We start from the raw sequence: 23,870 nt of genomic DNA on the forward strand, positions 1-23,870 counted from the left end.
TTGCCCGGAGGTGCCCGTGGGCCAAGACTATCTCGCCACCAAGATGGTCGATACGCTCGTGACCATGCTGATCCTCTCAGGGCCACCGCTGGCGGCGGCCGTCGTCCTCGGCGTCGTCGTCGGCTTTCTGCAAGCCGTCACGCAGATCCAGGATCAGACGCTGCCGCAGGCCGTGAAGCTGGTGGTCGTCGTGGTGCTCGTCATCATCCTCGGGCCGGCGCTCTCGGCTGTGCTGCTCGCGCAGACGAACAGGATCCTCGACGAGTTTCCCTTCGTGGTACCTTAGAGCCGGTTCGGACCGGATTGCATCGCGATCCGGTCTGCAGAACGATTTCTGTCCTGAAGTTTGGAACGGGATCCGATCAGGTCGGAGCAACCTGATCGGATCCGGCTTCAGAGCATCGTCCGTCGAAGCGGATGCCGGTTCGGCGAAGACAGTGCCCGATTCCCAAGAGGCAAGCGCCCTGTCCGTTTCGCCTGGGTCGAGCCGCAGGGGGATGCCTTGACCCTCGAACTCCTGTCACAGGCGATCCACGCCATCCACGCCCAAGTTCTGACGCTCGCCCTCGTCTCGGCGCGTCTTTTGGGCGCCATGGCGATCGCGCCGGCGTTCGAACGGCTCGGCCTGACCAACACGATGCGTGGCGCCGCCGCCATCGCCTTCGCCGCGCCCATGGTCACGCTGGCGCCGTCGTCGATGTTCGAAACCGGCCTTCCGACGTTGTTCGTCGGCGTGGGGCTCGCCCTGAAGGAGGCGATGGTCGGCTTCCTCATCGGCTTCATCTTCGGCATTCCGTTCTGGGCCGCCCAGGCCGCCGGCGACATCATGGACCTGCAGCGCGGCGCGACATCGGCCACGCTCGTCGATCCGAGTTCTGGAACGGATGCGGGCGTCACGGGCACATTCCTGACGCTTGCGATGCTCGCGATGTTCTTCAGTGCCAACGGCGTGGACGCGATGGTCGCCGCCGTGTACCACAGCTATTTGCTGTGGCCGCTGGACCGGCTCTGGCCGCAGTTCGAGCTCTCTCACGCCGACGTCGTGCTGCGGCTGCTCAACGACGTCACCTTCCTCGGCATGCTGATGGCGGCGCCGATCATCGCCGCGATGCTGCTTGCCGACGTGGTGCTGGCCTTCGTGGCCCGGGCCGCGCCGCAGCTCAATGCCTTCAGCCTCTCGCTGGCGCTGAAGAACCTCGTCTTCATGCTGCTGATGGCGATGTACTGTGCCTTCCTCGTCACCTACATGCGCGACGGCCTCGCCTATGGTCTCAACAGCGCCCAGATGCTCGGCGAACTGGCGCCACGGCGGTGATGGTCTGGCCGATCCGGTTCCTCAGGCACCGGCGGCCTCGATCCCGGCCTCCTGTGGTGACTCCCGTGCCGCTTCCTGCGCGGCGGCCTGCAGGACGAGGAGACCGTCGGGCGTGACGGTGACGGTGGCGACCGTCTGGACGAAATAATCGGGCGCGATCTCGTCATAGGCGAGCACCGGCAGCCGCAAGCCTTCCTGCAACAGTATCTGGCGCAAACCGAGGCGAATGTCGCGCTGGGCGAGGACGACCGGCGTGGGGGCGGGCACGGGATTGTGCAGGTGTTCGCGGATCCGCGCGGCGAGGAGCGCAAGCGAATCGCGCGCGCCGGTGCTGCCGAAGCTCTGCTGCAGCACCACTCGCACGAGCTCCTCGATCTCGCGCTCCAGCACATAGGCGGCGATGACGCGGTTCTCGTCCGCCCAGCGGAAGCAGATCTGACGCCGCAGCGTGCTGCGCACGAAGCCCTCGAGCGTGATGATCTCGCGGTGATACTGCGCCCATTCCACGATGGCCTCGAGGATGAGGCGTAGGTTGCGGATCGGCACCTGCTCGGCGACGAGGCCGCGCAGCAGCTCGGCCAGCGTTTGTAGTGGAATGAGCTTCTGCACCTCGCCAACGAGCTCGCCGTACTCGCCCTCGATCTGCGCCAGGAGGTTGCGCGTCTCCTGCAGCCCGAGGAAGTGCATGGCGGTGTTTCGGAGCGTCTCCTCCACCCGGTGCAGGAGAACCTCTCCGCGCTCGCGGGCCGTGAAGCCGGCGGCCTCCAGGGCCGCCCGATGCGCCTCGGGCACCCAAAGGGTCTCGGCATGATGCTGCGTCGCGCCCTCCTCCTCGAAGGGCAGGCCGGCGAGGTCGAGGTCCATCGCGCCGGCCGTGACGGCGAGGTGCCCCGCCGGCAGGGTCCCTCTTTCCTCCGGCGTGCCGTCGAGGTCGAGACTGAAGGCATCGACCGGCAGGGCGGCGTCGAAGCGCACGACGAGGTTCGGCACGCGCAGCCCGATCCGTGTCAAGAGCGTCGCGCGGATGCGGTCGATCTCGATCGTAAGGGGAGCCGGCGGGATCGCGGCGGCAAGATCCGGCCCGAGCCGCAGGACGAGGCGCGGCTCGAGCGCTCTGGTGGTCGCCTTGAGGCCATCGGCGGCCGCGGCCGTGTGCGCGGTGCCACGCAGCATGAGCCATGTGCCCCCGGCGAAAGCGGCGGCCAACACGAGGAAGACAAGAGTCGGGAATCCGGGGAGAAGGGCAAGGGCGGCGAGCACCGCGGCAACGAGCCCGAAGGCGCGCGGGTCGCGCGAGAGCTGGCCGAAGATGGCCGAGCCGACATCCTGATCCCCGTCGCCGCTGACGCGCGTAACCACCGTGCCGGCGGCCATCGACACGAGAAGGGCGGGGATCTGCGCGATGAGGCCGTCGCCGACAGTCAGCAGCGAGTACCGCAGCGCCGCCTCGCCGAGGCTCATGCCGCGCTGGAGGACGCCGATGGTCAGGCCGCCGAGCAGGTTGATGATGATGACCACGAGGCCGGCGATGGCATCGCCCTTGACGAATTTCATCGATCCGTCCATGGCGCCGTAGAACTGGCTCTCGCGCTCCAGCAGGCTGCGCCGCCGCTGTGCCTCCGGCTGGTCGATGGCGCCGCTGCGCAGGTCGTTGTCGATGTTCATCTGCTTGCCGGGCATGGCGTCGAGGGTGAAGCGCGCGCCGACCTCGGCGACACGCTCGGCGCCCTTAGTGATGACGACGAACTGGGCCACGGTGATGATGAGGAAGACGATGAGGCCGACAGCCACATTGCCGCCGATGACGAAGGTGCCGAAGGCCTCCACCGTCTCGCCGGCGTCGCCCTGCAGCAGGATGAGCCGGGTGGTCGTGATGGCGAGCGCGATGCGGAACAGCACCGCCATCAGCACGATGGTCGGCAGCGAGGACAGGTCGGTCGCCCGTTTGATGTAGAAGGCGACGAGCAGGATGAGCGTGCTCGCGGCGATGTTGCAGGCGATGAGCACATCGACGAGCGCCGTGGGTAGCGGGATGATCATCATCATCACCGCGACCACCACGAGCAACGCGAAGGCGATGTCGCCCCGCTGGGAAGCGGCCAGGAGGATCTTCTTGAGGAAGCTTGCCGGCATCAGGGCGGTCCGCGTTGCTCGACGTAATCCATGAAGGCGCGGCGCGCTCGGCCCGCTTGCCCGAGCATCCAGAGCGCCCGGCTTTCGAGGAGCCTGAGGGCCGGCGGCACGGCCGGCTCCAGATGCTTGAGACGCTCGATTGCCGCTAGCGCGCCTTCGGGCCGGCCGGCGAGGAGCAGTGCCTGTGCGAGGCTGCGCTGCACGCCCACGTTGTCGGGCAGGAGATGCTCGGCGAGCCTTAGCAGCTCTAGCGCTCGGTCATGCTGGCCGTAGCGGCTGTAGAAATGTCCGAGGGCGCGCAGGAGGCGCGCCGCTTCATGCCGCTTCTCGTTCAGACGGCGCCCCCTATGGCGTAGAGACGGGTGAGAAGATCGCGCCGCTGGTCGCGCTCGGCCGCGAGGATGGCGGCGGCGTCGCCGGGGATGTCCTCGAGGACGGGCACGATCTCCGCCACGATGGCATCGAGCAGCCCGAGGCAGGCCGGCCCGGCGACCAGGGACATGTCCTCCGGCGGCGGGCGCACATAGCTTTCGACCAGCCCCTCGGCGGTGTTCGGCAGCGGCGTGCTGACGCCAGCCCTGCTTCGCGTCGAGGATTGGCGACGGCTGACCGGGGCGAGGGGATGTGATCGGACCTCGCCCTTCACCTGGGACCGTGCGTCGCGGCCAGGGGAGGATGCAACGTCGCGGTTCGCCGGCGGCGCGGGCGCCGGCCTCGCAACGGGCTGGACGGTGTGCCGCACCTGGTCGATGTTGCTCGTGGTCATCGTCGTTCCTTCCTCCGCTCCGACGGGCACGACGCTTCAGTAGGTGAGCCTCACGACATTGCCCTCCCGAGCGAAGGTGATCGCCTCGCGATCGATGCGCTCGATGCGCCAGCCGCCTTCGACGACAGCGCCCTCGTGGTGCTTGCGCCCGTCGCCCGTCACAACATAGGGCGTGTCGCCGAACCAGACCGCACGCAGGCGCAGGCCCTGAATGGGGAAGGAATCCGACGTCGTCACCTGGGACACCAGGAGCGGATTCGGAGCATAGGTGGCGTCGAACCAGCTCCGCGTCTCGGTCCAGGCCGGCATCTTCTTCTCCGGCACCATGCCGGCGACGACGACGCGGTTACCGTCGACCGCGACCTGCAGACCGGCGAGATCGGCGGCGGCGAGGCGGGACCTCAGCTGCTCCGCGGCCTCCGCCGGCGTCGAGCGCATCGGCGGCGCGACGCCGTCAGTCCGTCCCGCGGGCTCGCCGCCGGGGCTGCGGCCCCTGTCCATCAAAACGGGCGGCAGGGCGGCTGCGAGGACCAGGGCGAGGACCATGCCCGCCAGATGGAGCGGGTTGCTGGCGGCGCGGCGGGCGAACTGCACGGCATGCGAAAGAGGTGGCATGCGGCTGTCGGTGATGCGCAGCGTCGCGCCGCCGAGACTGATCTCGGCGGGCAGGCGGACGACGCGACCGTAGCCGCCGGGCAGGAGGCCATGGCCGGCGATATCGATGTCGCCGCCGCGGGCCTCGACCTTCATCGAGCCGCGGCCGATGCGGATGGTGGCATGGTCCGGCACAATGCCCGGGTCGGCAAGGACGATGTCCGCCTCCGCCGTGGAGCCGATGCGGTAGACCTTGTCCAGAAGCTGGAACGAGGCGCCGGCATGGCAGCCGTTCACGACGGCCACGGCGGGGCCGGCCGGAGGCTGGTCGGCCATCTCCTGCGGGTTGCCGGCGTCCGCCGCGAGGCGGGTGGCGACGGCCCGCCCGGCGCCGATGACATTCGCCCGGCCGCTGGATGTGGCGGTTCGAAGCTGCATGGCCGTTCTCGAGAGACCGTCGACGTGAATGAAAAGGGCGTGTCGCAATGGCGCGGTGCCGGCATGAAGTCGACACCGTATAAGTGCTGCAGACAGGCAGGCCGTCCGGTCTTACTGAACGCGGGCGCCCTGGATGGCGGCGTTCGCGCGGTCCTTGTTGTTATCGATCACTGTCTGGATCTGCTTGTCGATCATCGTGCGCTGCGCTTCCTTGAGCTGGAAGGCCATCTGGTCCTTCTGGAGCTGCCGCATCTGCGTGCTGAACTGCTCCAGTTCCGAAGCACTCGACGACGCGCTCTGGGTTGTCATAGGAGGGGCGCTTATGGTCATCAGTAAATCCTTTCAATTGTAATATATATCGTCGTGAACAGATTACGTCTCGGCGTTGAGTGAGAGCTATATATCATTCAATGCGCTCAGCCGAGCGTGTATAGCATAACATCGGATGTGTTCATATCAATAAATACATTGACTGTATTCGTGAATAATGAATTCGGAACGGTGTATTGATCGATCGGCGCGGCCGGCGGGCTCGCCCCTGCGGTGCCACGTCGCGCATCGCCGGGCTTTGCCGTCAAGCGACGGCTTGTGAAACAAGGGTGCCACGCAATGGCCGATTCTTCCGAAGAAAAGGAACTCCCCGCCTCCGACAAGAAGCTTCAGGATGCACGCAAGAAGGGCCAGGTGGCAAAGGCCGGCGATATCGTATCGGCTGCCATCGTGGCGGGAATCGTGCTGCTCGTGGGTTGGCTCTGGCACGGCTGGGGCGAGCGGCTGCTGGCGCTGACGGATGCCATGGTACGGGCCACGACCGCGCCGACCGACCTCTTGCCGGCGCTTATCGAGGCAGGAGCCGCCTGGATCGCGCTGGTGCTGCCGGTGCTGGCAGTCTCCCTCATTCTGGCCCTGGCGGCGGGCATGGCCGCGACGGGCGGGCCGCTCTTTGCCATGGAAGCGATCAAGCCGAAGCCCGAGACCTTCAGTCCCGCCAGTGCGCTGAAGCGCATCTTCGGAATGCGGGCATGGATCGAGATCGGCAAGAGCCTCGTCAAGGTGATTGTGCTTGCGGCCGCCTTCGTCTCCGTCGTCCGGCTGTGGCTCTCGCCGCTGATGGAGATACCGGCCTGCGGCCTTGCCTGTTTCGGCCCGATGCTCGTCGCGATGCTGAAGGCGACGGCCTATGTCGCGGTGGGTGTGTTCGCCGCCGTCGGCATCGCCGACATCCTCCTGCAGCGCCGCCTTTTCCTGCACGAGATGCGGATGACCAAGACGGAGATGAAGCAGGAGCGCAAGAACCAGGAGGGCGATCCGCACATGCAGGCCGAGCGGCGGCGTCTGCGGCAGGAGCAGGCGCGCATGCCGGTGCGGCTCGGCCTCGCCGCCACGTCGCTGGTGGTCACCGACGGCAAGCATCTCATCGGCCTCAGATACACGCCGGAGGAGGGGATCCCGTCCGTCGTCTTCAAGGCCCAGGGCGCGCGGGTCGCCCAGGCCCTCGAGGAGGCGCAGCAGCGCGGCCTGCGCATCGAGGCCGATGCCGAAGCCGATGTCGTCGCGGGCCTCGCCACCCATGGCCTCGGCGAGCCGCTGCGGGAAAACCTCTTCCGCCCCGTCGCCATGATGCTCGTCCGCGCCGGCGCGCTATGACCGGCGATTCCGCGGCCCCGCCTGTGGATGACTGGGTTTATTGTGGACGACCGGCGCGGTGACAGCATCTGCAAGCTGCCCGCCGGGTGCCGCCATGACCCGCGCCCGCATCTGTATGCCAATTGCGCACGGTTGTCGGGCCAGTCCCGGCGCGAGGGCTCAGCCGCCGACCGGCGCATGCCGGCCGGGTCCGATGCTCCCGCTTCCTGTCAGCAGGTAACAGGCACACCGGGGCGAACGCCGAGCGGGTCCGCCGCCGATCGGTGATGCATGCCCGGCTGGCACAATCGGGCTGGCAGCAGCCCTTCGGCTGCGACTTCAGCAGGGGATCGCCATGTTTCTGAACAGAAGGTGGCAGCGCAAGGACCGGCTTTGCGTCGGCCCGGCGCGCATAGACCGGCAGACGATGACATACGTGGTGCTGCGCCTCGTCATCGTTTCCGGCGTCTTTCTCGCGATCGCGATCGGTGCACGGGGGCTGCAGGCCGCCCCGTCGCGAACTCTCGACCTCTCCGTCAGCCAGGGACGGATGCTGCAACTTGACAGGCCGGCCGCTTCGGTCTTCGTGGCCGATCCGGACATCGCCGACCTCAAGGTCGTCACGCCCAATGCGGTCTACGTCTTCGGCAAGAAACCGGGTGTCACCAATCTCATCGCCCTGTCGGCCAACAACGAGCTGCAGGCCGAGGTGAGGCTGCGCGTCGTTGTCGACAGCACCCCGCCGAACGAAGCCGTCGGCGGGCTTCAGCCGCAGTCGAATGTCGACGTCTCGCTGTTCGGCAAGCGCCTCGTAGCGCGCGGCGACACGGCCTCCGTGGCCGAGGCGATCGATGTCGGCGAGGTGGCCAACGCCTATTCACCGGACGGGCAGACGCCATACAACAGGACGACCGTCGCCGGATCCCAGCAGGTCAACATCCGCGTCCGCTTCGCCGAGATCTCGCGCAGCGATCTCACGGTGCTCGGCATCGACTGGAACCTCGCCTTCCGCGCCGGCTTCTTCTCGCTCGGCACGGTCAACAAGGGGAGCGGCGGCTTCGGTTCCGTCAATGTCGACGTGCTGGTGCAGGCCCTGCAGCGCAACGGCATCATGACCGTGCTGGCCGAGCCCAACCTGACGGCCGTGACGGGGCAGGAGGCGACCTTCCTCGCAGGCGGGGAGATTCCCATCCCGGTGCCGGGCCAGAACCAGGCGCTCTCCATCAGCTACAAGCCGTTCGGCGTTTCCCTGGCCTTCACGCCGATCCTTCTGCAGGAGGACCGCATCGCGCTGCGCGTGCGGCCGGAGGTCAGCACGCTGTCCGCGGCCGGTGCCGTCCAGTTGCGCGGGCTCGAGATTCCCGCCCTTTCCGTGCGCCGGGCGGAAACGACGGTGGAGGTGGCGAGCGGCCAGACCTTCGCCATCGCCGGCCTCTTCCAGCGCAACCTCGCCCAGTCGCTGGAGAAGATCCCGATGATCGGCGATCTGCCGGTGCTAGGGGCGCTCTTCCGCTCGCAAAGCTTTCGCCGGGACGAGAGCGAACTCGTCATCCTCATCACGCCCTACATCGTGTCCCCGGTGGGCGACAAGCGCCTGGCGACGCCACTCGACAGGCCACGACGGGCGCTTGGCCAGCAGGCCGCTGCGCGGGTGGTCAAGGGGCCATCCTCCGGCCTCATCTTCAAGTAACGCGGAGAAGGGACCATGACGATGATTGCGCGACACCGCGCTGCCGCCGCGTTGGCAGGCGGCCTTGCCGCAATCCTGGCGGTTTCCGGCTGCGCGCGGACGCCGCCCGACTATTCGCCGCATTACGGCAATGCGGTCGGACGCGCCGGGCGCTCCGCAGTGACCGTGCCGGTCAGCGGCCTCGTCCCGGAGGCGTGCATGATTCCGGACCCGACGGCGACAAGCGACCTAGGGCCCTTCCTGCCGCCGGGCTGCGCCAATGCCTACAACCTGATGCGCATGTCGGAACGCCAGCGCGATCTCGTCTACGGCCGCCGCATGGGCCGCGCGCCCGGCCTGCCGACCTTCCGCGCAGCACAGCAATACTTGACGGGCGGTGAGCGCGACCCCGGCAAGAGCGTGTCGGCCGACAAGTGACGGACCGTCCCTCACGTCTCAGATCATCACGGTGCCGAGGGCCGCGCCCTTGGCCCTGGCATCGCCCGAGGTCGCGATTGTCCTCGCCTGGGACAGCAGCTTGTCGACGTCGCCCTGGCCGAGGTCGCCATGGGCCGTCTTCCGGGCCTCGGCGGCCTTGCCGGTCAGGCCGAGCACGAGCACCCGGGCGCGGATGTGCCGCTCCTCCGCCGTCGGCTGGGCGACGACCTCGGCGATGAGCGCCTGTGCTTCGACGTCCCGGCGGGCGAGGGCGGCGACGAGGGCGAGATTGGTCTTGATATCGAGGTCCTGGCCATCGAGCGCGAGGGCCTTGCGATAGGCCGCCTCGGCCTCGGCGAAACCGCCGGCGAGCGTGTGGGCGACGCCGAGGCGGTTGTAGGCGGCGGCGCTGCCGACCTGGGGCGCCGCCTTGGCGATGAGCGCCAGGGCCTGCGCCGTCTCACCCTTGCGCAACTTGGCCGAGCCGAGGCCGAGCAGGACCGCGGCATCCGCCGGCTTCAGCCTGAGGGCGGTGGAATAGGCGCGCTCGGCACGTTCGTTCTCGCCAAGCCCCAAATAGGCGTCGCCGAGGCGGGTGTGGAGCGCGGCATCGTCGCCGGCGATCTCGCCTGCGCGATCGTAGAGCGCGAGCGCGGTCTGCGTCTCGCCACGTCGGGCGATATCCTCGGCGAGGAAGATGAGGCGTCCGGCCTGCGATGTCTCAGCCGCGATGGTCGCGGCCGCCTGCGTGCCGGGGCCGGCCGTCATGCAGCCGCCAAGCCAGATCGCGAGGAATGCGGCCGTCGCCGGTGATCCAGGCCCGTGAACCATGCAGCCCCTCCCACAATCGACACAGGCGGCGCGTGGCAGCGCCGCACATCAGACGTCGTGTCGATTGCTAGCGGACTGCCCCGCCGGCAGGCGCGGGCGGAGCAGTCGACTTGAAGGCAGCCTGTGCACGTGGTGCGGACGGGGTCCGATCGGCAAACGCGCTCTCAGGCCTCGCGGACGGCAACGAGGCCCTTCGGCTCACGGGCGACCACGAGCGGGTTGCGCAGCGGGCGGCCGAAGCCTTCAGCCTCGATCTCGAAGATGTCGCCCTCCTGCGTGCGCACGCCGTCGGCGAAGCTCAGGGTCGCCGTACCGAAGTAGTGAACGTGCACGTCGCCGGGGACACGGTGCTCGGCATACTTGAAGTGGTGATGCTCGAGGTTGGCGAAGCTGTGCGACATGTTGGCCTCGCCCGTGACGAAGGGCTTCTCCCACAGCACCGCGCCGTCGCGGCGGATGCGGCTCGTGCCGCGGATGTCGACGGGCGGCGGGCCGATGAGCACCTCGGGGCCGAAGCTGCTCTGGCGCAGCTTGGAATGGGCGAGGAAGAGGTAGTTCTTGCGCTCCGTGACGTGGTCGGAGAACTCGTTGCCGAGCGCGAAGCCAACGCGCACGGGCGTGCCGTCCGGGGCGATGACGTAGAGGCCGGCGAGCTCCGGCTCCTCGCCTGCGTCCTCGGCGAAAGCCGGAGAGACGAGCGGGGCACCCGGGGGTACGATGAAGCGGCCGTTGCCCTTATAGAACCATTCGGGCTGTACACCGACGCTGCCCGCGGCCGGGCGCCCGCCCTCCATCCCCCAACGGAACATCTTCATGGAATCCGTCAGTGCCGCCTCGTCGGCCTCGACCGTCGCCTTGTGCATCTTGTCGCGCGTGTCGGCGCTGCCGAGATGGGTGAGGCCCGTGCCGGTGACATGACAGCGGGTCTCGTCCGGATGGTCGATGGGCGGCAGCAGGCGGCGGTCGGCGATGACGGCGTCGTAGTCGACGCTCTTGTCGCCGAGCCGTCTGCGCACGAGGTCGACGAGTGGCGTGTTCGCCGCCACCGCGTCGAGCGCCAGCGCATAGATGCTCTGCGTATCGTTGAGCACGGCAAGGCGGCGGCCGTCGTCGGACGGCACGCCGACGCGCCGCATGCCGGCTTCATCGAAGAACTGAACGAGGCGAAGGGACATCGGCATTCCTCCCGTCATCAGTGGTTGTCGCGCGGCACGGCCGAGCCGCTCTTGCCGACGAGGAAGTCGAGGTCGGCACCGTCGTTGGCCTGCAGCACGTGGTCGACATAGAGCTTGACGTAGCCGCGGTCGGTGTGCGGCGCCGGCGGCTGCCAGGCGGCGCGGCGGCTGGCGAGCTCCTCGTCGGAGACGTGCAGGGTGAGGCTGCGCGCGGCGACGTCGAGCGTGATCATGTCGCCGCTGCGAACAAGGGCGAGGGGCCCGCCGGCGGCGGCCTCGGGCGCCGTGTGCAGCACCACCGTGCCATAGGCCGTGCCCGACATGCGCGCGTCGGAGATGCGGATCATGTCGGTGATGCCCTTCTTGAGGATTTTGGGCGGCAGCGGCATGTTGCCGACCTCGGCCATGCCGGGATAGCCCTTGGGCCCGCAATTCTTGAGCACCATGACACAGGTCTCGTCGATGTCGAGGTTCTCGTCGTCGATGCGGGCGTGGAAGTCCTCGATGTCTTCGAAGACGACGGCCCGGCCGGTGTGCTTCATGAGATGCGGCGAGGCCGCCGAAGGCTTGATGATGGCGCCATCGGGGGCGAGGTTGCCGCGCAGCACGGCGATGCCCGCGTCCGGCTTGAACGGCGCATCGAAGCTGTGGATCACCTCGCGGTTCCAGCACGGCGCGTTCTCGTTGTTCTCCCAGATGGTGCGGCCGTTGACGGTGAGCGCATCCTTGTTGAGGAGGCCGCGCTCGCCGAGCTCGCGCAGCACCGCCGGCAGGCCGCCGGCCTCGTAGAAGTCCTCCATCAGGAAGCGGCCCGACGGCATCAGGTCGACAAGGCAGTGCACGTCGCGGCCGAGCTCATCCCAGTCGTCGAGGTCGAGCTCGACGCCGATGCGGCGCGCCATGGCGATGAGATGGATGACGGCATTGGTCGAGCCGCCGATGCCGGCATTGGCGCGGATGGCATTCTCGAACGCTTCGCGCGTCAGGATCTTCGACAGGACCACATCCTGGTTGACCATCTCGACGATGCGCCGGCCGGCCTCGCGCGCGAGGTGATTGCGGCGCGCGTCGACGGCGGGGATGGCGGCGTTGCCCGGCATGCCGACGCCGAGCGCCTCCACCATGCAGGCCATGGTCGAGGCCGTGCCCATGGTCATGCAGTGACCGTGCGAGCGGTGCATGCAGGCCTCGGCCTCGTGGAACTCCTCGAGCGTCATCTTGCCGGCGCGCACGTCCTCGCTCATCGACCAGGTGTTGGTGCCCGAGCCGATGTGCTTGCCGCGGTAGATGCCACGCAGCATGGGGCCGCCGGAGATGCCGATGGTGGGCAGGTCGACGCTCGCCGCGCCCATGAGGAGCGCGGGCGTGGTCTTGTCGCAGCCCATGAGCAGCACGACGCCGTCGAGCGGGTTGGCGCGGATCGATTCCTCCACGTCCATCGAGGCGAGGTTGCGGTAGAGCATGGCGGTGGGGCGTAGCAGCGTCTCGCCCAGCGACATCACCGGGAATTCGAGCGGGAAGCCGCCGGCCTCCAGAATGCCCCAGCGCACGTGCTCGGCGATGGTCTTGAAGTGCGAGTTGCAGGGGGTGAGCTCGGACCAGGTGTTGCAGATGCCGATGACCGGGCGACCGTCGAACTGGTCCTGCGGGAAGCCGCGGTTCTTCATCCACGAGCGGTAGAGGAAGCCGTGCTTGTCCTGCTTGCCGAACCACTCCTGGCTGCGGAGCTTCTTCTTTGTGCCGTTGCTCATGGGGTAAGGGTCCTTTTCCCGGCGTCGATCAGTTGGCGGGGTTGCGGCGCTCGAGCTCGACGAGGAGCCCCGAGTGGTCGAGGTCGCCGGCATTGGCGAGGAGGCCGCGGAAGAGGTCGGCTGTCGCGGCCGTGAAGGGCGTTGCCGCCAAGCCGAGGCGCTCGGCGGCATCGAGGGCGTTGTCGAGGTCCTTGAGATGCGTGACGGAGCGGCCCTTGGTGGTGAAGTCGCGCTCCACCATGCGGGCCCCATGCAGGTCGAGCACGCGGCTCTCCGCGAAGCCGCCGCGCAGGGCCTCGCGCACCTTGGCCGGATCGGCGCCGCCGCGCGCGGCGAGCATCAGCGCCTCGGCCACGGCGCCGATGGTGACGCCGACGATGATCTGGTTGGCGAGCTTGGCGAGCTGGCCGGCACCATGGGGGCCAACGCGCGTCGCCCGGCCCATGGGTGCGAAGACGCGCGCGATGCGGTCGAAGACCGTTTCGTCGCCGCCCACCATGATGGCGAGCGTGCCCTCTTCGGCGCCCACCGTGCCGCCGGACACAGGCGCATCGAGATAGGCGATGCCCTTTTCGGCGAGACGCGCTGCATGGTCCTGTGCTTCGGCCGGCTTGATCGAGCTCATGTCGATGAGGACGGCACCGGGCCGCATGGCGCCGGCGACGCCCTGGGCGAAGACGACGTCCTCGACGATGGGGCCGTTCTCCAGCATGGTGATGACGATCTCGGCCTCCGCCGCCGCCGCGGCGGCACTGCCGGCGACACGCGCGCCGAGCGGGGCGAGCGCCTCGGCCTTCTCGCGTGAGCGGTTCCACAGGACCAGCGGCCAGCCGGCCTCGATCAGGCGGCGCGCTTGGCGCGCGCCCATAAGGCCGAGGCCGAGAAAGGCGACGGTCGGCTTGGTGTCGGTCATCGATCCATCCTCGCACATTCCTCCGATACATCCGGCCGGCTCTGCCAGTTGGCGGCGCAGCTCTTGAGAATGGCTCTAGACGAAAGATCGATAACCGCCTAATCGCTTTCTTCGATCAATCGATATAAAAATGGATATCGATATGACGACAGGGGAGCGGGTGACGGTTGCTGCGTTACCAGCGCTGGAGGCGGCCGTGCGGCGGCTCAAGCTGCGCCAGTTGCAACTGCTCGTCGCGATCGGCGAGTACGGCAACCTGCACCGCGCGGCGGAGGCGGTGCACATCAGCCAGCCTGCGGCGTCCAAGTTGCTCGCCCAAGTGGAAGAGGCGTTAGGCAGCAGCCTCTTCGAGCGCCTGCCGCGTGGCCTCAGGCCGACCGCGGCTGGCGACGCGCTGCTGCGCCGGGCGGGCAACATCGTCGCCGAATTGTCGGCAGCGGGCGAGGAACTGGCGGCCATCGCCAGCGGTCGCGGCGGGCGCGTGCGCCTCGGCTCCATCGTCGGTGCGGTGCCGGGCCTCATCAGCGCCACGGCCGTGTCGCTGCACCGCGCGAGCGACCCGATCGCCCTGTCGCTCGTTCTCGGCACGAGCGGCACATTGCTCGCGGCGCTGCGCGAGCGGCGGCTCGACCTCGTCGTCGGGCGCATCCCCGTGACGAGCGAGCGGCACGACCTGTCGTTCGAATTCCTCGTCGACGAGCGGCAGGTGGTGGTCTGCCGGGCCGATCACCCCATCGCCATGCGGGCGGCGGACCTTGCGTTGCGCGACCTTGACCTGCGCTATCTGATGGGCGCGCCCTGGGTGGTGCACCCGCCCGGCAGTGTGCTGCACGCACGTTTCGAGGACATGTTGCGGCGCGCGGGCCTACCCTCGCCGGCGAAGGCGATCGAGACCGATTCTGTCGACATCACCATCAACCTGCTGCTGGCGGGCGACTTCCTTGCCGTGCTGCCGCGCAACACGGTGGCGCCCTGGATCGAGCGTGGCTTTCTCGCTGTTCTGCCGGTGGAGCTGTCGCTCGATCTTGGGGCGGTCGGCATCATCACGCTGATCGACCGTCCCCTGTCACGCGCGGCCGAGCGTGTCGTCGAGGGCCTGCGGCGCCATGCGCAGGCCGGCGAAGGTCAGCCGAGCGAGCCGTAGCGCTCCCGGAGATAGGCGTAGAGCGCCCGCGCGCCCTGGACCTCGCCGCCCTCCGGCCGCCCGGGCTTCGTCGAGGGGTTCCAGGCATAGATGTCGAGATGGGCGTAGGCCGTCGCCTTCTCGACGAAGCGCTGGAGGAAGAGGGCGGCGGTGATGGCGCCTGCGAATCCACCGCTCGAGACGTTGTTCACCTGCGCGACCTTCGATTCCAGCATGGAATCGTAGGCGCCCCACAGCGGCAGGCGCCACAGCGGGTCGTTGACGGCGAGGCCGAGGCGCTGCAGGTCGCCGGCGAGGCCCTCGTCGCGGGTGAAGAGCGGCGGCAGGTCCGGGCCGAGGGCGACGCGCGCGGCGCCGGTCAGCGTGGCGAAATCGACGATGAGCTCAGGCGCCTCCTCGTCGGCGAGGGCGAGCGCATCGGCGAGGATGAGCCGGCCCTCGGCGTCGGTATTGCCGATCTCGACCGTGATGCCCTTGCGGCTCTGAAGGATGTCGCCGGGCCGGAAGGCGGCGCCGGAAATGGCGTTCTCGACCGCCGGGACGATGAGGCGCAGACGCACGGGCAGGCGTGCGTCCATGATCATCTGAGCGAGCGCGATGGCGGCTGCGGCGCCGCCCATGTCCTTCTTCATCAGCAGCATGGCGCTGGAGGGCTTGATGTCGAGCCCGCCCGTGTCGAAGGCGACCCCCTTGCCGACGAGGGTGATCTTGGGCGCATCGGCGGCGCCCCAGGTGAGGTCGACGAGACGCGGCGGCACCGCCGAGGCGCGGCCGACCGCATGGATCATCGGCAGGTTCTGCTTCAGGAGTTCGTCGCCGACGATCGTTCGCACCTCGGCGCCGAAGCGCGTGCCGAGCGCCCGGATCGCCTCCTCGATGCCGTCCGGGCCAAGGTCGTTGGTCGGCGTGTTGACGAGGTCGCGCCCGAGCATCACCGCCTCGGCGATCCGCGCCAGTTCGTCGCCGTCGACACCTTCGGGCAGGACGATACGGCAGCCGCCGTCCTTCTTGTCCCGATAGCGGTCGAAGCGATAGGCGCCGAGGAGAAAGGCGAGGGTGGCCGTCTCGGCCGTGCCGGGCGGCAGCGTGGCAAAGTGATAGGTGCCCTCGGGCAAGAGGCCGGGCAGCTTGCCGGCCAGGAAGGGATCCGCCCGGCGGCTGTCCGCGGGATCAATACCGAACAGCACGGCGGCGATGGCGCCCTCGGCATCGGGCAGCGCGAGATAGCGTCCCGGCTTCGGCGCGAAACCGTGCGCCTCGGCGAAGGCGCGGGCACTCGCCGGCAGGCTGTCGCGCACGCCCGGCCAGCTCTCCGGCTGCACGAGGTGAACGGCGATGGAAGGGGTGTCGATGGCGGCGACGAGCGCGTGCACGGTCACGGGTCCTCCTCTATGAACCCGTCGTCGATAGCACGGGCGTAGCGCCGCCGCGAGGGCGGTGGGGCCAAAGGGCAGGCCGACGCACCCCGGCAAGGGAGGGAGAGTCATCCGGGCGGCATTCCATCTGCGCCGCCGCAGGGCACCGGATCACAGATCCTTCTGCATCATGAGCAGGTCGAGCGCGCGGCCGAACTTGCGGCCAATGCCTTCGAGGCGGCCGACCTCGCGGAAGCCGAAGCGGGTGTGGAGGGCTCGCGAGGGATCGTTCGGCAGGCCGATGGCGGCCACCATCACCGCGCGTCCGTCGCGCCTCGCTTCCGCAATGAGTGCCTCCATCAGCGCGGTTGCCACGCCGCGGCGCTGGAAGGCCTCGCCCACGTAGATGGAGCTCTCGACCGTAAGATCATAGCCTGCCCCGCTGCGGAACGGGCCGTAGGTGGCGAAGCCGGCGACCTGCGCCGCGTCGCTGGCCGGAGGCAGCTCCGCGACAAGGACAGGAAAGCCCTTGTGCGTGCGCTCCCGGAACCAGCCGAGCCGTTCGTCGAGATCGGCCGGCTCGTGGCGCCAGATGGCGAGGCTGTTGAGGATGTGGTGGTTGTGCAGGGCGAGGATGGCGGGAACGTCCGCCTCGCGTGCGTGACGGATGGTCGGCATGCGTCAGAGCTTCTTGTAGAAGAAAGTGGTGGCTGCGGGCACGCCGTCGGTCGCCAGCGCATGGTCCGGCACCACCCCGAACGCCTGCCAGCCGCAGGCGCGGTAGAGGGCTTCGCCGGCACTGCCCGTCTGCGTGTCGAGGAGGAGGAGCGTGCGCCTGGCGGTGCGGGCCGCCTCTGCAGCCGCGCTCAGCAGGCTCCTGCCGATGCCGCGGCGGCGGTGGCGCGCGAGCACCAGCATCTTGCCGATCTCCGCTCGGTGCGGCGCATTGGGCTGATGGGCATAGGTGAGGATGACGGTGCCGACGATGCGGCCACCCTCCTCCGCGACGAAGAGCACGCGGCTGCCGTCACTGATGCCCGGCAACTGGCTGCGCCAGAAGGCGGCAGCCTCCTGCGCCGTCAGGCCGGCGAGGAAGTTGACCGAGGCGCCGTGCACCACGGCATCGACGAGCACGGCGGCGAGCTCGCCGAGCCGGGCAGTCGCCTCGCCGGCCGTCAGCGGGCGGATGGCGACGGGTCCCGTGGGCGACCCGTCAGTGACGGTGGCGACTTCGTTCATGGCGTCTCAGCCCTTGCGCTCATCGATCGGGGCGAGCACGACGGCGTAGCGTACCGGCCGCGTGCCCGGGTTGTGGTAGACGTTGGGGCGGTCGAGCCGCATGTGCAGGCAGTCGCCCGCGTGGAGCAGGAAGACCTCGTCACCGATCGTCTTCTCCAGCGTGCCGTCGAGCACCCAGACATGCTGGTCGATGCCACGCGACAGCCAGGGGTGGTCGAAGGCGACCCGCGCGCCAGGCGGCAGGGTCACGTCGACGATCTCGACCGGCGAGCCGGTGCCGGATGGCGAGACGGCGCGCCGCACGTAGCCGGTTTCAGGATCCTGCCAGACGGGCTGATCCCCGGCGCGCTGCAAAGGACTCGCCACCGGCGTCTCGCGGGCGAAGAGTGAAGCGAGGCTCACGCCGAGCCCGGCGCACAGCCGGCCCAGCAGCACGGCGGTGGGGCTCGATTCCCCGCGCTCGATGCGGGAGATCATGGCACGGCTGATGCCTGCCTGCTCCGCGAGCGCTTCGAGCGTCAGCCCCGCCTTGCGGCGCAGCCCCTTCAGCCTGCGGCCGAGCGCCCTGGCGATATCGTCGTCGGTCAGCTGCTTTTCCATCATATGAGAATGATCTTCTCGTATATTGGAATCTGGAAGCCCGAAGAATGGGCAGGGATGCCTGCATAATAGGCATTGACACTGCCGGTCTCTTGGGCCGCTGGGCAGCGGAGCGACGACGCGAGGCGCGGTTCATCGCTCCGCCGCTCCGGTTAACGCCTCGTTAGGGTTAACGATCTATCAATTGCATCGGGCGCATTGATGCGATGTCAGTATGGGGCGATCATGGCGGCTCAATCGTGCAGGCCGGCTGCGCTGCGCCGGATGTTCATGGGCGTCTGGCGTGCTGGGGCGGTGGCGACTCTCGCCCTGTCGCTTGCCGGCTGCCTGTCGCGCGACGACGTCACCGGCTCGATCGGTCTCATCGGCTCGCGTGCGGCCGAGCCGCAAGCGCCGACGGCGCGCGGCGAGGCCGAGTGGCGTGCCGCCGCGCAGGAGTGGGGCAAGCGCTACGAGGCGCGACCGACGGACAGGCAGGCTGCGCTCAATTATGCGCAGGCGCTGCGCGCGCTCGACCAGCGTTCGCAGGCCGTTGCGGTGCTGCAGCAGGCGGCGCTGCACAGTCCCACGGACCACGACGTGCTGGCCGCCTACGGCAAGGCGCTCATCGACGTCGGGCGTTTCAAGGAGGCGGAGGGCGTGCTCGCTCGCGCCCATACGCCCGACAAGCCCGACTGGCGCGTTCTGTCGGCGCAGGGCACGGTGGCGGACCAGCTCGGCGACCATGTGGCGGCCCAGCGCTACTATCTCACAGCTCTCAAGATCGTGCCGGGTGAGCCAAGCGTCTTGTCAAACCTTGGCCTATCCTATGCCCTCGCGAAGCAGCCCGCCGAGGCCGAGCGCGTGCTGCGGCAGGCGGCCGCACATCCGCAGGCGGATGGGCGCGTGAAGCAGAACCTGGCGCTGGTGCTGGCGTTGCAAGGCAAGATGGGCGAGGCCGAGCAGGTGTTGGCCCAGAGCCTACCGCCGGCCGAGGTCGCGGCCAACATGGCCTTTCTGCGCCAGGCGGCCGGCCGTCGCAGTTGACCTCAGGCGGGCAGGGCCGGCACGGCGCAGGCGCCGCCCTTCGTCGCGCTCTCGAGCGCGGCGATGCCGCACAGCACCGACATCGCGCCAGCCCGGGATCCGGCGCGCTGGCGCAGCCTGTCCTGCGCGCCGGGCCTGAAGATCATGTCGCGCATGCGATTGTCGCCGCCGTAGTGGCCGCCCGGCTCGTGCGGCACGCGGATGCGCTCGACGCCACCGCCGAAGCTGCGGATCAGCAGGATCTCGTCGACCGCCGGCGCTTCCCACGGCTGCTTCTCGTATTGCCGCAGCTCGATGCGGCCACGGTGGCCGTTGAAGGCGATGTGGTGGCCTTCCACCGGCATGTAGGTGTTGAGCGAATATGACACCTGCACGCCGCTGGCGTAGCGGATCGTCGCCGTCATCGTGTCGGGGATATCGATCTCCTCGCGATAGACGCAGGCGTCCCGGAAATAGCCGTCGACCGCGGACGGTTCCTCGTAGAGCGCGTCGAGGAAGGGATCGGCCGAGAGGTCGAGGTAGTAGTCGCACCTTGCCTTGTGCGGACAGGTCCGGCAGCGTTCGCCGCGGAAAGGCCCCTTGCGACCGTAGTGCAGCAACTCGCCGAAGGCCTTCACCTCGACGGGATCGGAATCGAGGTACCAGTTCAGCAGATCGAAATGGTGCGTCGCCTTGTGCACGAAGAGGCTGCCCGAGCGGGCACGGAAAGCGTGCCAGCGGCGGAAGTAGTCGGCTCCGTGCTGATTGTCGAGATACCAGTGGAAGTCGACCGAGACGACCTCACCGATGGCGCCGGCATCGATCAGCTCCTTGATACGGGCGGCGGTGGGCGCAAAGCGGTAGTTGAAGGACACGTCAACCCGCCGGCCGGTGCGCTGCTCCGCCGCGCGGATGCGCTCGATCTTCTCGGCCGTCGTCGTCAGCGGCTTCTCGCTGATGACGTCGGCACCCGCCTCGAGCGCCTCGACGATGATGTCGTCGTGGGTGTCGTCCGGCGTGCAGACGACGACGAGCTGCGGCTTCAGCTCGGCCATCATCTGCGGGAAATCCGCATAGAGCGGCGCGGCCGTGCCGATCATGGCCCGGGCTCGCTCCGCTCGCATTGGATTGAGGTCGCAGATGCCGACGAGTTCGACATAGTCGCCCCAACCGGCGAGCAGTTCGCGGCCCCACATGGTGGTGCCGCGATTGCCGACGCCGACGAGTGCGTAACGGGTGCGATTGGAACCCTCAGCCATGGCCGCTTCCTCCTCCGCCGGAGGCGCTAGACGCCATCCGGGGCTGCATCCGCCGCGTTCCCCGGGGAGCGGTTCGCAGCGGTATTTTGTAACTGGTTGGTGATTTGTGGAAGCCGAAAGCGCTCCCTGTCAAGGGGCGACTGGGCGCTCCTGCCACGACGCGACATCGGGCGCGGCGCCGAGACGAGCGATTTCTCGCGGGTGCAGGGGCGCCAGGGCCACTCGAAAAGCGGGCAAGCGCTGGGCATGGCCATGCACTGGCCAGCGCGGACGCTTGGCAGCGGCAGAAATGGCAAGTGCCCGGCGGTGATGGACGTGGTCGTGCGCAAGATGCTCCAATGGCCGAAGCGGGCATTCTGCGCCGGGTGCGATCAGCGCTTGACAAAGCGTCCGGCCACCGTCACGTTAGTAACTGAACGGTTATAAATCGGCGAGAAAGCCGGTAACCCGTCCCGCTTCCGGCGGGGATGTCCTGAGGGAGGACACGCGAATGTCGATCACGCTCAGCAGGCGAAGTGTACTTTCCGGTGGCGCGGCGGCCCTGTCGCTCGCGGCGTTCGGTAGCGGTCCGGTATGGGCCCAGGCGGCGCGCCTGCGCTTCCTGTGGTGGGGCTCGCAGGAGCGGGCGGACCGCACCTTTAAGGCGATCGAGGCTTACAAGGGCGTCGCCTCCGACGTGTCGATCACCGGCGAGTTCGCCGGCTGGAGCGACTACTGGCCGCGTCTTGCCACCCAGGTCGCCGGGCGCAACGCGCCGGACCTCATCCAGATGGACTACCGCTACATCTTCGAATACGCGCGGCGCGGGGCGCTGAAGCCGCTCGACGATTATCTCGACAAATCCCTGAACATCGCCGACTTCGGGCAGATGAATATTGATTCCGGGCGGGTCGACGGCAAACTTTATGGCGTCAATCTCGGGGTCAACTCGAGCATCGTCCTCTACGACGAGGCGGCGTGGGAGAAGGCCGGCATCGAGCCGCCCCAGCCCGGGATGACCTGGGAGGCCTTCGCGGAGAAGGGTGCGGCGCTGAGCGCCAAAAAGACGAAGCCGGGCTTCTATGCCTCGGCCGATGCGAGTGGCGTCGAGCCGGCGCTCGAGAACTGGCTGAGGCAGCAGGGCAAGGCCCTGTTCACCGCGGACGGAGCGCTCGGGTTCGGGCCGGAGGACGCGGCGAAGTGGTTCGCGATGTGGGCCGATATGCGCAAGAGCGGAGCCTGCGTGCCCGCCGACGTGCAGGCGCTGGACCAACTCAACATCGAGACCAATCCGCTGACCACCGGCAAGGCGGCCACCGCCTTTGCCCATTCCAACCAGTACATCGGCTATCAGAAGCTCAACAAGTCTCGCCTCGGCGTTAGCTCCTACCCGAAAGTGAGCGCAGATTCGCCATCGGGCCATTATCTGAAGCCATCCATGCTCATCAGCGTCGCGAGCGGTTCGGCCCACCCGGATGCTGCGGTGGCCTTCGCCAATTTCCTTGTCGCAAATTCGACAGGCGTCGAGATCCTCGGCGTCGAGCGCGGCGTGCCGGCCTCCGAATCCATGCGAAACGGGCTGGCACCGAAGCTGAACGACCTCGACTCGGTGATGGTGAAATACATCGCCGACATCACGCCCGGTGTCGGCGCACTGCCGCCGCCGCCGCCTCCCGGCGCGGGTGAGCTCGCCTTCGCGCTGAAGCGCGTCGCCGAGGAGGTCGGCTTCGGTCGGGCCACGCCGGAGGCCGGCGGCGAGAAGCTGGTGCGTGAAGCCCAGACCATCCTGAAGCGCGGCTGAGGCGCCGGTGATGACGGTTCATCCCACCGTCTGGGTGGACGAGGTCCGCCCCGCCGCCGCACCGCGACGGGGCACCCTGAGGCGGATGCTGGCCCGCAACGCGCCGGGCTATCTCTTCCTCGCGCCCTGGCTCATCGGCTTCTTCGGCCTGACGCTGGGACCGGCGCTCGTCTCACTCTACCTGTCCTTCACCAACTACGACCTCCTGCGGGCGCCGGACTGGGTGGGAGCCGCCAATTACGTGCGCATCGCGACGGACGATCCGAAATTCGCCGCCGCGATGCGCGTCACCTTCATCTATGTCGTCCTGTCGGTGCCGCTGAAGCTCGTCTTCGCGCTCGCCGTGGCCATGGCCTTCAACCGCGGCATCCGCGGGCTCACCGTCTACCGCGCCATCTTCTACCTGCCGTCGCTGCTCGGCGGCTCGGTCGCCATCGCGGTGCTGTGGCGCCAGCTCTTCGCCTCCGACGGCCTCGTCAACATGCTGCTGTGGAAGGCCTTCGGCATCGAGGGGCCGAGCTGGGTCTCCAACCCGGACTATTCGCTTTACACGCTCGTCGTCCTCTCCATCTGGCAATTCGGCTCGCCGATGATCATCTTCCTCGCCGGCCTCCGGCAAATCCCGACCGACATGTACGAGGCGGCGGAGATCGACGGCGCGGGTAAGGTGCGCCAGTTCTTCAAGATCACGCTGCCGCTCCTGACGCCGGTCGTCTTCTTCAACGCGGTGATCCAGACCATCGAGGCGTTCAAGGCCTTCACCCCGGCCTTCATCATCAGCGAGGGCACCGGCGGGCCGATCAATTCGACGCTGTTCTACACGCTCTACCTCTACCAGGAGGCTTTCGGTTTCTTCCGCATGGGCTATGCCGCGGCGCTCGCCTGGATCCTGCTCGTCATCATCGCGCTGTTCACGGCCTTTTCGTTCCTCAGCGCGCGCTACTGGGTGCACTACGATGACTGACGCCACCGTCACGGCCGCCCCGCCGTCACGCGGCCGGCGCTCCCGCACACGCTCCCTGCTGATCCACGGGGCGCTCATCGCCGCGTCCATCGCCATGCTCTATCCCATCCTGTGGATGGTCTCGGGCTCGGTCAGGCCGCAGGACGAGCTCTTCGGCACGACCTCGCTCATTCCCTCGAGCGTCGATTTCGGCAGCTACCTGCGCGGCTGGATGGGGCTGCAGGTGAGCTTCGGCCAGTTCTTCTGGAACTCGCTCGTCATCTCGGTGCTGGCGACCATCGGCAATGTGCTCGGCTGCTCGCTCGCCGCCTTCGCCTTTGCGCGGCTGCGCTTCGGCGGGCGCAACTTCTGGTTCGCGCTGATGCTGGGCACCCTGATGCTGCCCTATCACGTGGTGCTCATCCCGCAGTACATCCTGTTCCTCGAGCTCGGCTGGGTGAACACGCCGCTGCCGCTCATCGTGCCGAAATATCTCGCCACGGACGCCTTCTTCATCTTCCTGATGGTGCAGTTCTTCCGTGGCATCCCGCGTGAATTGGACGAGGCGGCGGTAATGGACGGCTGCGGTCCCTTCCGCATCTATTTCCGCATCATGCTGCCACTCTCGTTGCCCGTGCTGGCGACAGCAGCGATATTCTCCTTCATCTGGACGTGGGACGACTTCTTCGGTCCGCTCATCTATCTCAACGACATCAACACCTACACGGTGCAGTTGGGCCTGCGCTCCTTCGTCGACTCGACCGGCACGTCTGACTGGTCGGCCCTGTTCGCGATGTCGAACCTGTCGCTCGTGCCGGTGTTCCTCTTCTTCCTCTTCTTCCAGCGACTGCTCATCGAGGGCATCGCCACCACCGGCATGAAACGCTGAGGCCCCG

The 23,870-nt window shown here is 68.1% G+C and carries 24 protein-coding genes; 10 read left to right on the forward strand and 14 right to left on the reverse strand.

The features are described from left to right. The first annotated feature begins 16 nt into the window (after positions 1-16). Together ASC46_RS15020 and sctT are read left to right on the forward strand one after the other, a co-directional pair. The gene (locus ASC46_RS15020) at positions 17-286 is read left to right on the forward strand and encodes an EscS/YscS/HrcS family type III secretion system export apparatus protein (protein WP_071924311.1); all 270 of its coding nucleotides are present in this window, start codon (positions 17-19) and stop codon (positions 284-286) included. Between the two features lie 216 nt (positions 287-502). Beyond that, a complete protein-coding gene (gene sctT / locus ASC46_RS15025; RefSeq protein ID WP_055460124.1) occupies positions 503-1,315 on the forward strand; it encodes a type III secretion system export apparatus subunit SctT in 813 nt (270 codons plus the stop codon). A gap of 21 nt (positions 1,316-1,336) precedes the next feature. On the opposite strand, the gene sctV is transcribed toward sctT, so the two are convergent. The 5 genes from sctV to ASC46_RS15050 all read right to left on the reverse strand — a co-directional run bounded on the left by sctV (position 1,337) and on the right by ASC46_RS15050 (position 5,576). Then, positions 1,337-3,448: a type III secretion system export apparatus subunit SctV gene (gene sctV / locus ASC46_RS15030; protein WP_055460125.1), complete on the reverse strand. Its 2,112-nt coding sequence runs from the start codon at positions 3,446-3,448 to the stop codon at positions 1,337-1,339. Further along, entirely contained in the window at positions 3,448-3,783 is a 336-nt protein-coding gene (gene sctY / locus ASC46_RS21910; protein ID WP_072249518.1) for a type III secretion apparatus assembly chaperone SctY, read from the reverse strand. Before sctY ends, sctV begins: the two co-directional genes overlap by 1 nt. Further along, the gene (locus ASC46_RS21730) at positions 3,780-4,214 is read right to left on the reverse strand and encodes a hypothetical protein (RefSeq protein ID WP_055460127.1); all 435 of its coding nucleotides are present in this window, start codon (positions 4,212-4,214) and stop codon (positions 3,780-3,782) included. The genes sctY and ASC46_RS21730 overlap by 4 nt, the downstream gene beginning before the upstream one ends. 36 nt (positions 4,215-4,250) lie before the next feature. Next, positions 4,251-5,246, reverse strand: a complete 996-nt coding sequence (locus ASC46_RS15045) for a SctD/MshK family protein (protein ID WP_055460128.1) — start codon at positions 5,244-5,246, stop codon at positions 4,251-4,253. 111 nt (positions 5,247-5,357) lie between these two features. After that, entirely contained in the window at positions 5,358-5,576 is a 219-nt protein-coding gene (locus ASC46_RS15050; RefSeq protein ID WP_019403585.1) for a hypothetical protein, read from the reverse strand. 279 nt (positions 5,577-5,855) lie between these two features. Between ASC46_RS15050 and ASC46_RS15055 the strand changes: the two genes are divergently transcribed. The 3 genes from ASC46_RS15055 to ASC46_RS15065 all read left to right on the forward strand — a co-directional run bounded on the left by ASC46_RS15055 (position 5,856) and on the right by ASC46_RS15065 (position 8,979). Next, on the forward strand, positions 5,856-6,893 hold the full coding sequence (locus ASC46_RS15055) for an EscU/YscU/HrcU family type III secretion system export apparatus switch protein (protein ID WP_055460130.1): 1,038 nt from the start codon (positions 5,856-5,858) through the stop codon (positions 6,891-6,893). A 334-nt stretch (positions 6,894-7,227) separates the two neighbouring features. Next, a complete protein-coding gene (locus tag ASC46_RS15060; RefSeq protein WP_055460131.1) occupies positions 7,228-8,562 on the forward strand; it encodes a type II and III secretion system protein family protein in 1,335 nt (444 codons plus the stop codon). Positions 8,563-8,577: 15 nt separating this feature from the next. Next, positions 8,578-8,979 carry a hypothetical protein gene (locus ASC46_RS15065; RefSeq protein WP_245280574.1) on the forward strand — a complete coding sequence of 134 codons (402 nt, stop codon included), beginning with the start codon at positions 8,578-8,580 and terminating at the stop codon, positions 8,977-8,979. An 18-nt stretch (positions 8,980-8,997) separates the two neighbouring features. On the opposite strand, the gene ASC46_RS15070 is transcribed toward ASC46_RS15065, so the two are convergent. The 4 genes from ASC46_RS15070 to ASC46_RS15085 form a co-directional block, all read right to left on the reverse strand. Then, on the reverse strand, positions 8,998-9,810 hold the full coding sequence (locus ASC46_RS15070; protein WP_055460132.1) for a tetratricopeptide repeat protein: 813 nt from the start codon (positions 9,808-9,810) through the stop codon (positions 8,998-9,000). Positions 9,811-9,974: 164 nt separating this feature from the next. Next, positions 9,975-10,985: an AraD1 family protein gene (gene araD1 / locus ASC46_RS15075; RefSeq protein ID WP_055460133.1), complete on the reverse strand. Its 1,011-nt coding sequence runs from the start codon at positions 10,983-10,985 to the stop codon at positions 9,975-9,977. Between the two features lie 17 nt (positions 10,986-11,002). Further along, positions 11,003-12,736 carry an IlvD/Edd family dehydratase gene (locus ASC46_RS15080; protein ID WP_055460134.1) on the reverse strand — a complete coding sequence of 578 codons (1,734 nt, stop codon included), beginning with the start codon at positions 12,734-12,736 and terminating at the stop codon, positions 11,003-11,005. A 28-nt stretch (positions 12,737-12,764) separates the two neighbouring features. After that, positions 12,765-13,649, reverse strand: a complete 885-nt coding sequence (locus ASC46_RS15085; protein ID WP_055460135.1) for an NAD(P)-dependent oxidoreductase — start codon at positions 13,647-13,649, stop codon at positions 12,765-12,767. A gap of 130 nt (positions 13,650-13,779) precedes the next feature. Here ASC46_RS15085 and ASC46_RS15090 point away from each other — a divergent pair, with 130 nt between their 5' ends. Beyond that, the gene (locus ASC46_RS15090; protein WP_055460136.1) at positions 13,780-14,793 is read left to right on the forward strand and encodes a LysR substrate-binding domain-containing protein; all 1,014 of its coding nucleotides are present in this window, start codon (positions 13,780-13,782) and stop codon (positions 14,791-14,793) included. On the opposite strand, the gene ASC46_RS15095 is transcribed toward ASC46_RS15090, so the two are convergent. The 4 genes from ASC46_RS15095 to ASC46_RS15110 form a co-directional block, all read right to left on the reverse strand. Then, positions 14,775-16,166, reverse strand: a complete 1,392-nt coding sequence (locus ASC46_RS15095) for a leucyl aminopeptidase family protein (RefSeq protein ID WP_425349156.1) — start codon at positions 16,164-16,166, stop codon at positions 14,775-14,777. The two genes, ASC46_RS15090 and ASC46_RS15095, sit on opposite strands and share 19 nt — an antisense overlap. Positions 16,167-16,319: 153 nt before the next feature. Next, positions 16,320-16,826 (reverse strand): GNAT family N-acetyltransferase, encoded by a 507-nt coding sequence (locus ASC46_RS15100; protein ID WP_055460137.1) that lies wholly within the window; start codon positions 16,824-16,826, stop codon positions 16,320-16,322. A 3-nt stretch (positions 16,827-16,829) separates the two neighbouring features. After that, positions 16,830-17,387: a GNAT family N-acetyltransferase gene (locus ASC46_RS15105; RefSeq protein WP_055460138.1), complete on the reverse strand. Its 558-nt coding sequence runs from the start codon at positions 17,385-17,387 to the stop codon at positions 16,830-16,832. A gap of 6 nt (positions 17,388-17,393) precedes the next feature. After that, entirely contained in the window at positions 17,394-17,990 is a 597-nt protein-coding gene (locus ASC46_RS15110; RefSeq protein WP_055460139.1) for a helix-turn-helix domain-containing protein, read from the reverse strand. Between the two features lie 267 nt (positions 17,991-18,257). Here ASC46_RS15110 and ASC46_RS15115 point away from each other — a divergent pair, with 267 nt between their 5' ends. Beyond that, a complete protein-coding gene (locus ASC46_RS15115; RefSeq protein WP_245280575.1) occupies positions 18,258-19,013 on the forward strand; it encodes a tetratricopeptide repeat protein in 756 nt (251 codons plus the stop codon). A 2-nt stretch (positions 19,014-19,015) separates the two neighbouring features. Here the strand turns inward: ASC46_RS15115 and ASC46_RS15120 are convergent, their stop codons facing one another. Then, positions 19,016-20,251 carry a Gfo/Idh/MocA family protein gene (locus ASC46_RS15120; protein ID WP_055460141.1) on the reverse strand — a complete coding sequence of 412 codons (1,236 nt, stop codon included), beginning with the start codon at positions 20,249-20,251 and terminating at the stop codon, positions 19,016-19,018. Between the two features lie 490 nt (positions 20,252-20,741). Between ASC46_RS15120 and ASC46_RS15125 the strand changes: the two genes are divergently transcribed. The 3 genes from ASC46_RS15125 to ASC46_RS15135 all read left to right on the forward strand — a co-directional run bounded on the left by ASC46_RS15125 (position 20,742) and on the right by ASC46_RS15135 (position 23,863). After that, complete coding sequence (locus ASC46_RS15125; protein WP_055460142.1) at positions 20,742-22,031, forward strand: ABC transporter substrate-binding protein; 1,290 nt, start codon at positions 20,742-20,744, stop codon at positions 22,029-22,031. A gap of 85 nt (positions 22,032-22,116) precedes the next feature. Beyond that, positions 22,117-22,995 carry a carbohydrate ABC transporter permease gene (locus ASC46_RS15130; RefSeq protein ID WP_245280584.1) on the forward strand — a complete coding sequence of 293 codons (879 nt, stop codon included), beginning with the start codon at positions 22,117-22,119 and terminating at the stop codon, positions 22,993-22,995. Further along, the gene (locus ASC46_RS15135; RefSeq protein WP_026015408.1) at positions 22,988-23,863 is read left to right on the forward strand and encodes a carbohydrate ABC transporter permease; all 876 of its coding nucleotides are present in this window, start codon (positions 22,988-22,990) and stop codon (positions 23,861-23,863) included. Before ASC46_RS15130 ends, ASC46_RS15135 begins: the two co-directional genes overlap by 8 nt. The last annotated feature ends 7 nt before the right edge of the window (positions 23,864-23,870 follow it).

The organism is Chelatococcus sambhunathii (genome assembly GCF_001418005.1).
GTDB lineage: Bacteria > Pseudomonadota > Alphaproteobacteria > Rhizobiales > Beijerinckiaceae > Chelatococcus_A > Chelatococcus_A sambhunathii.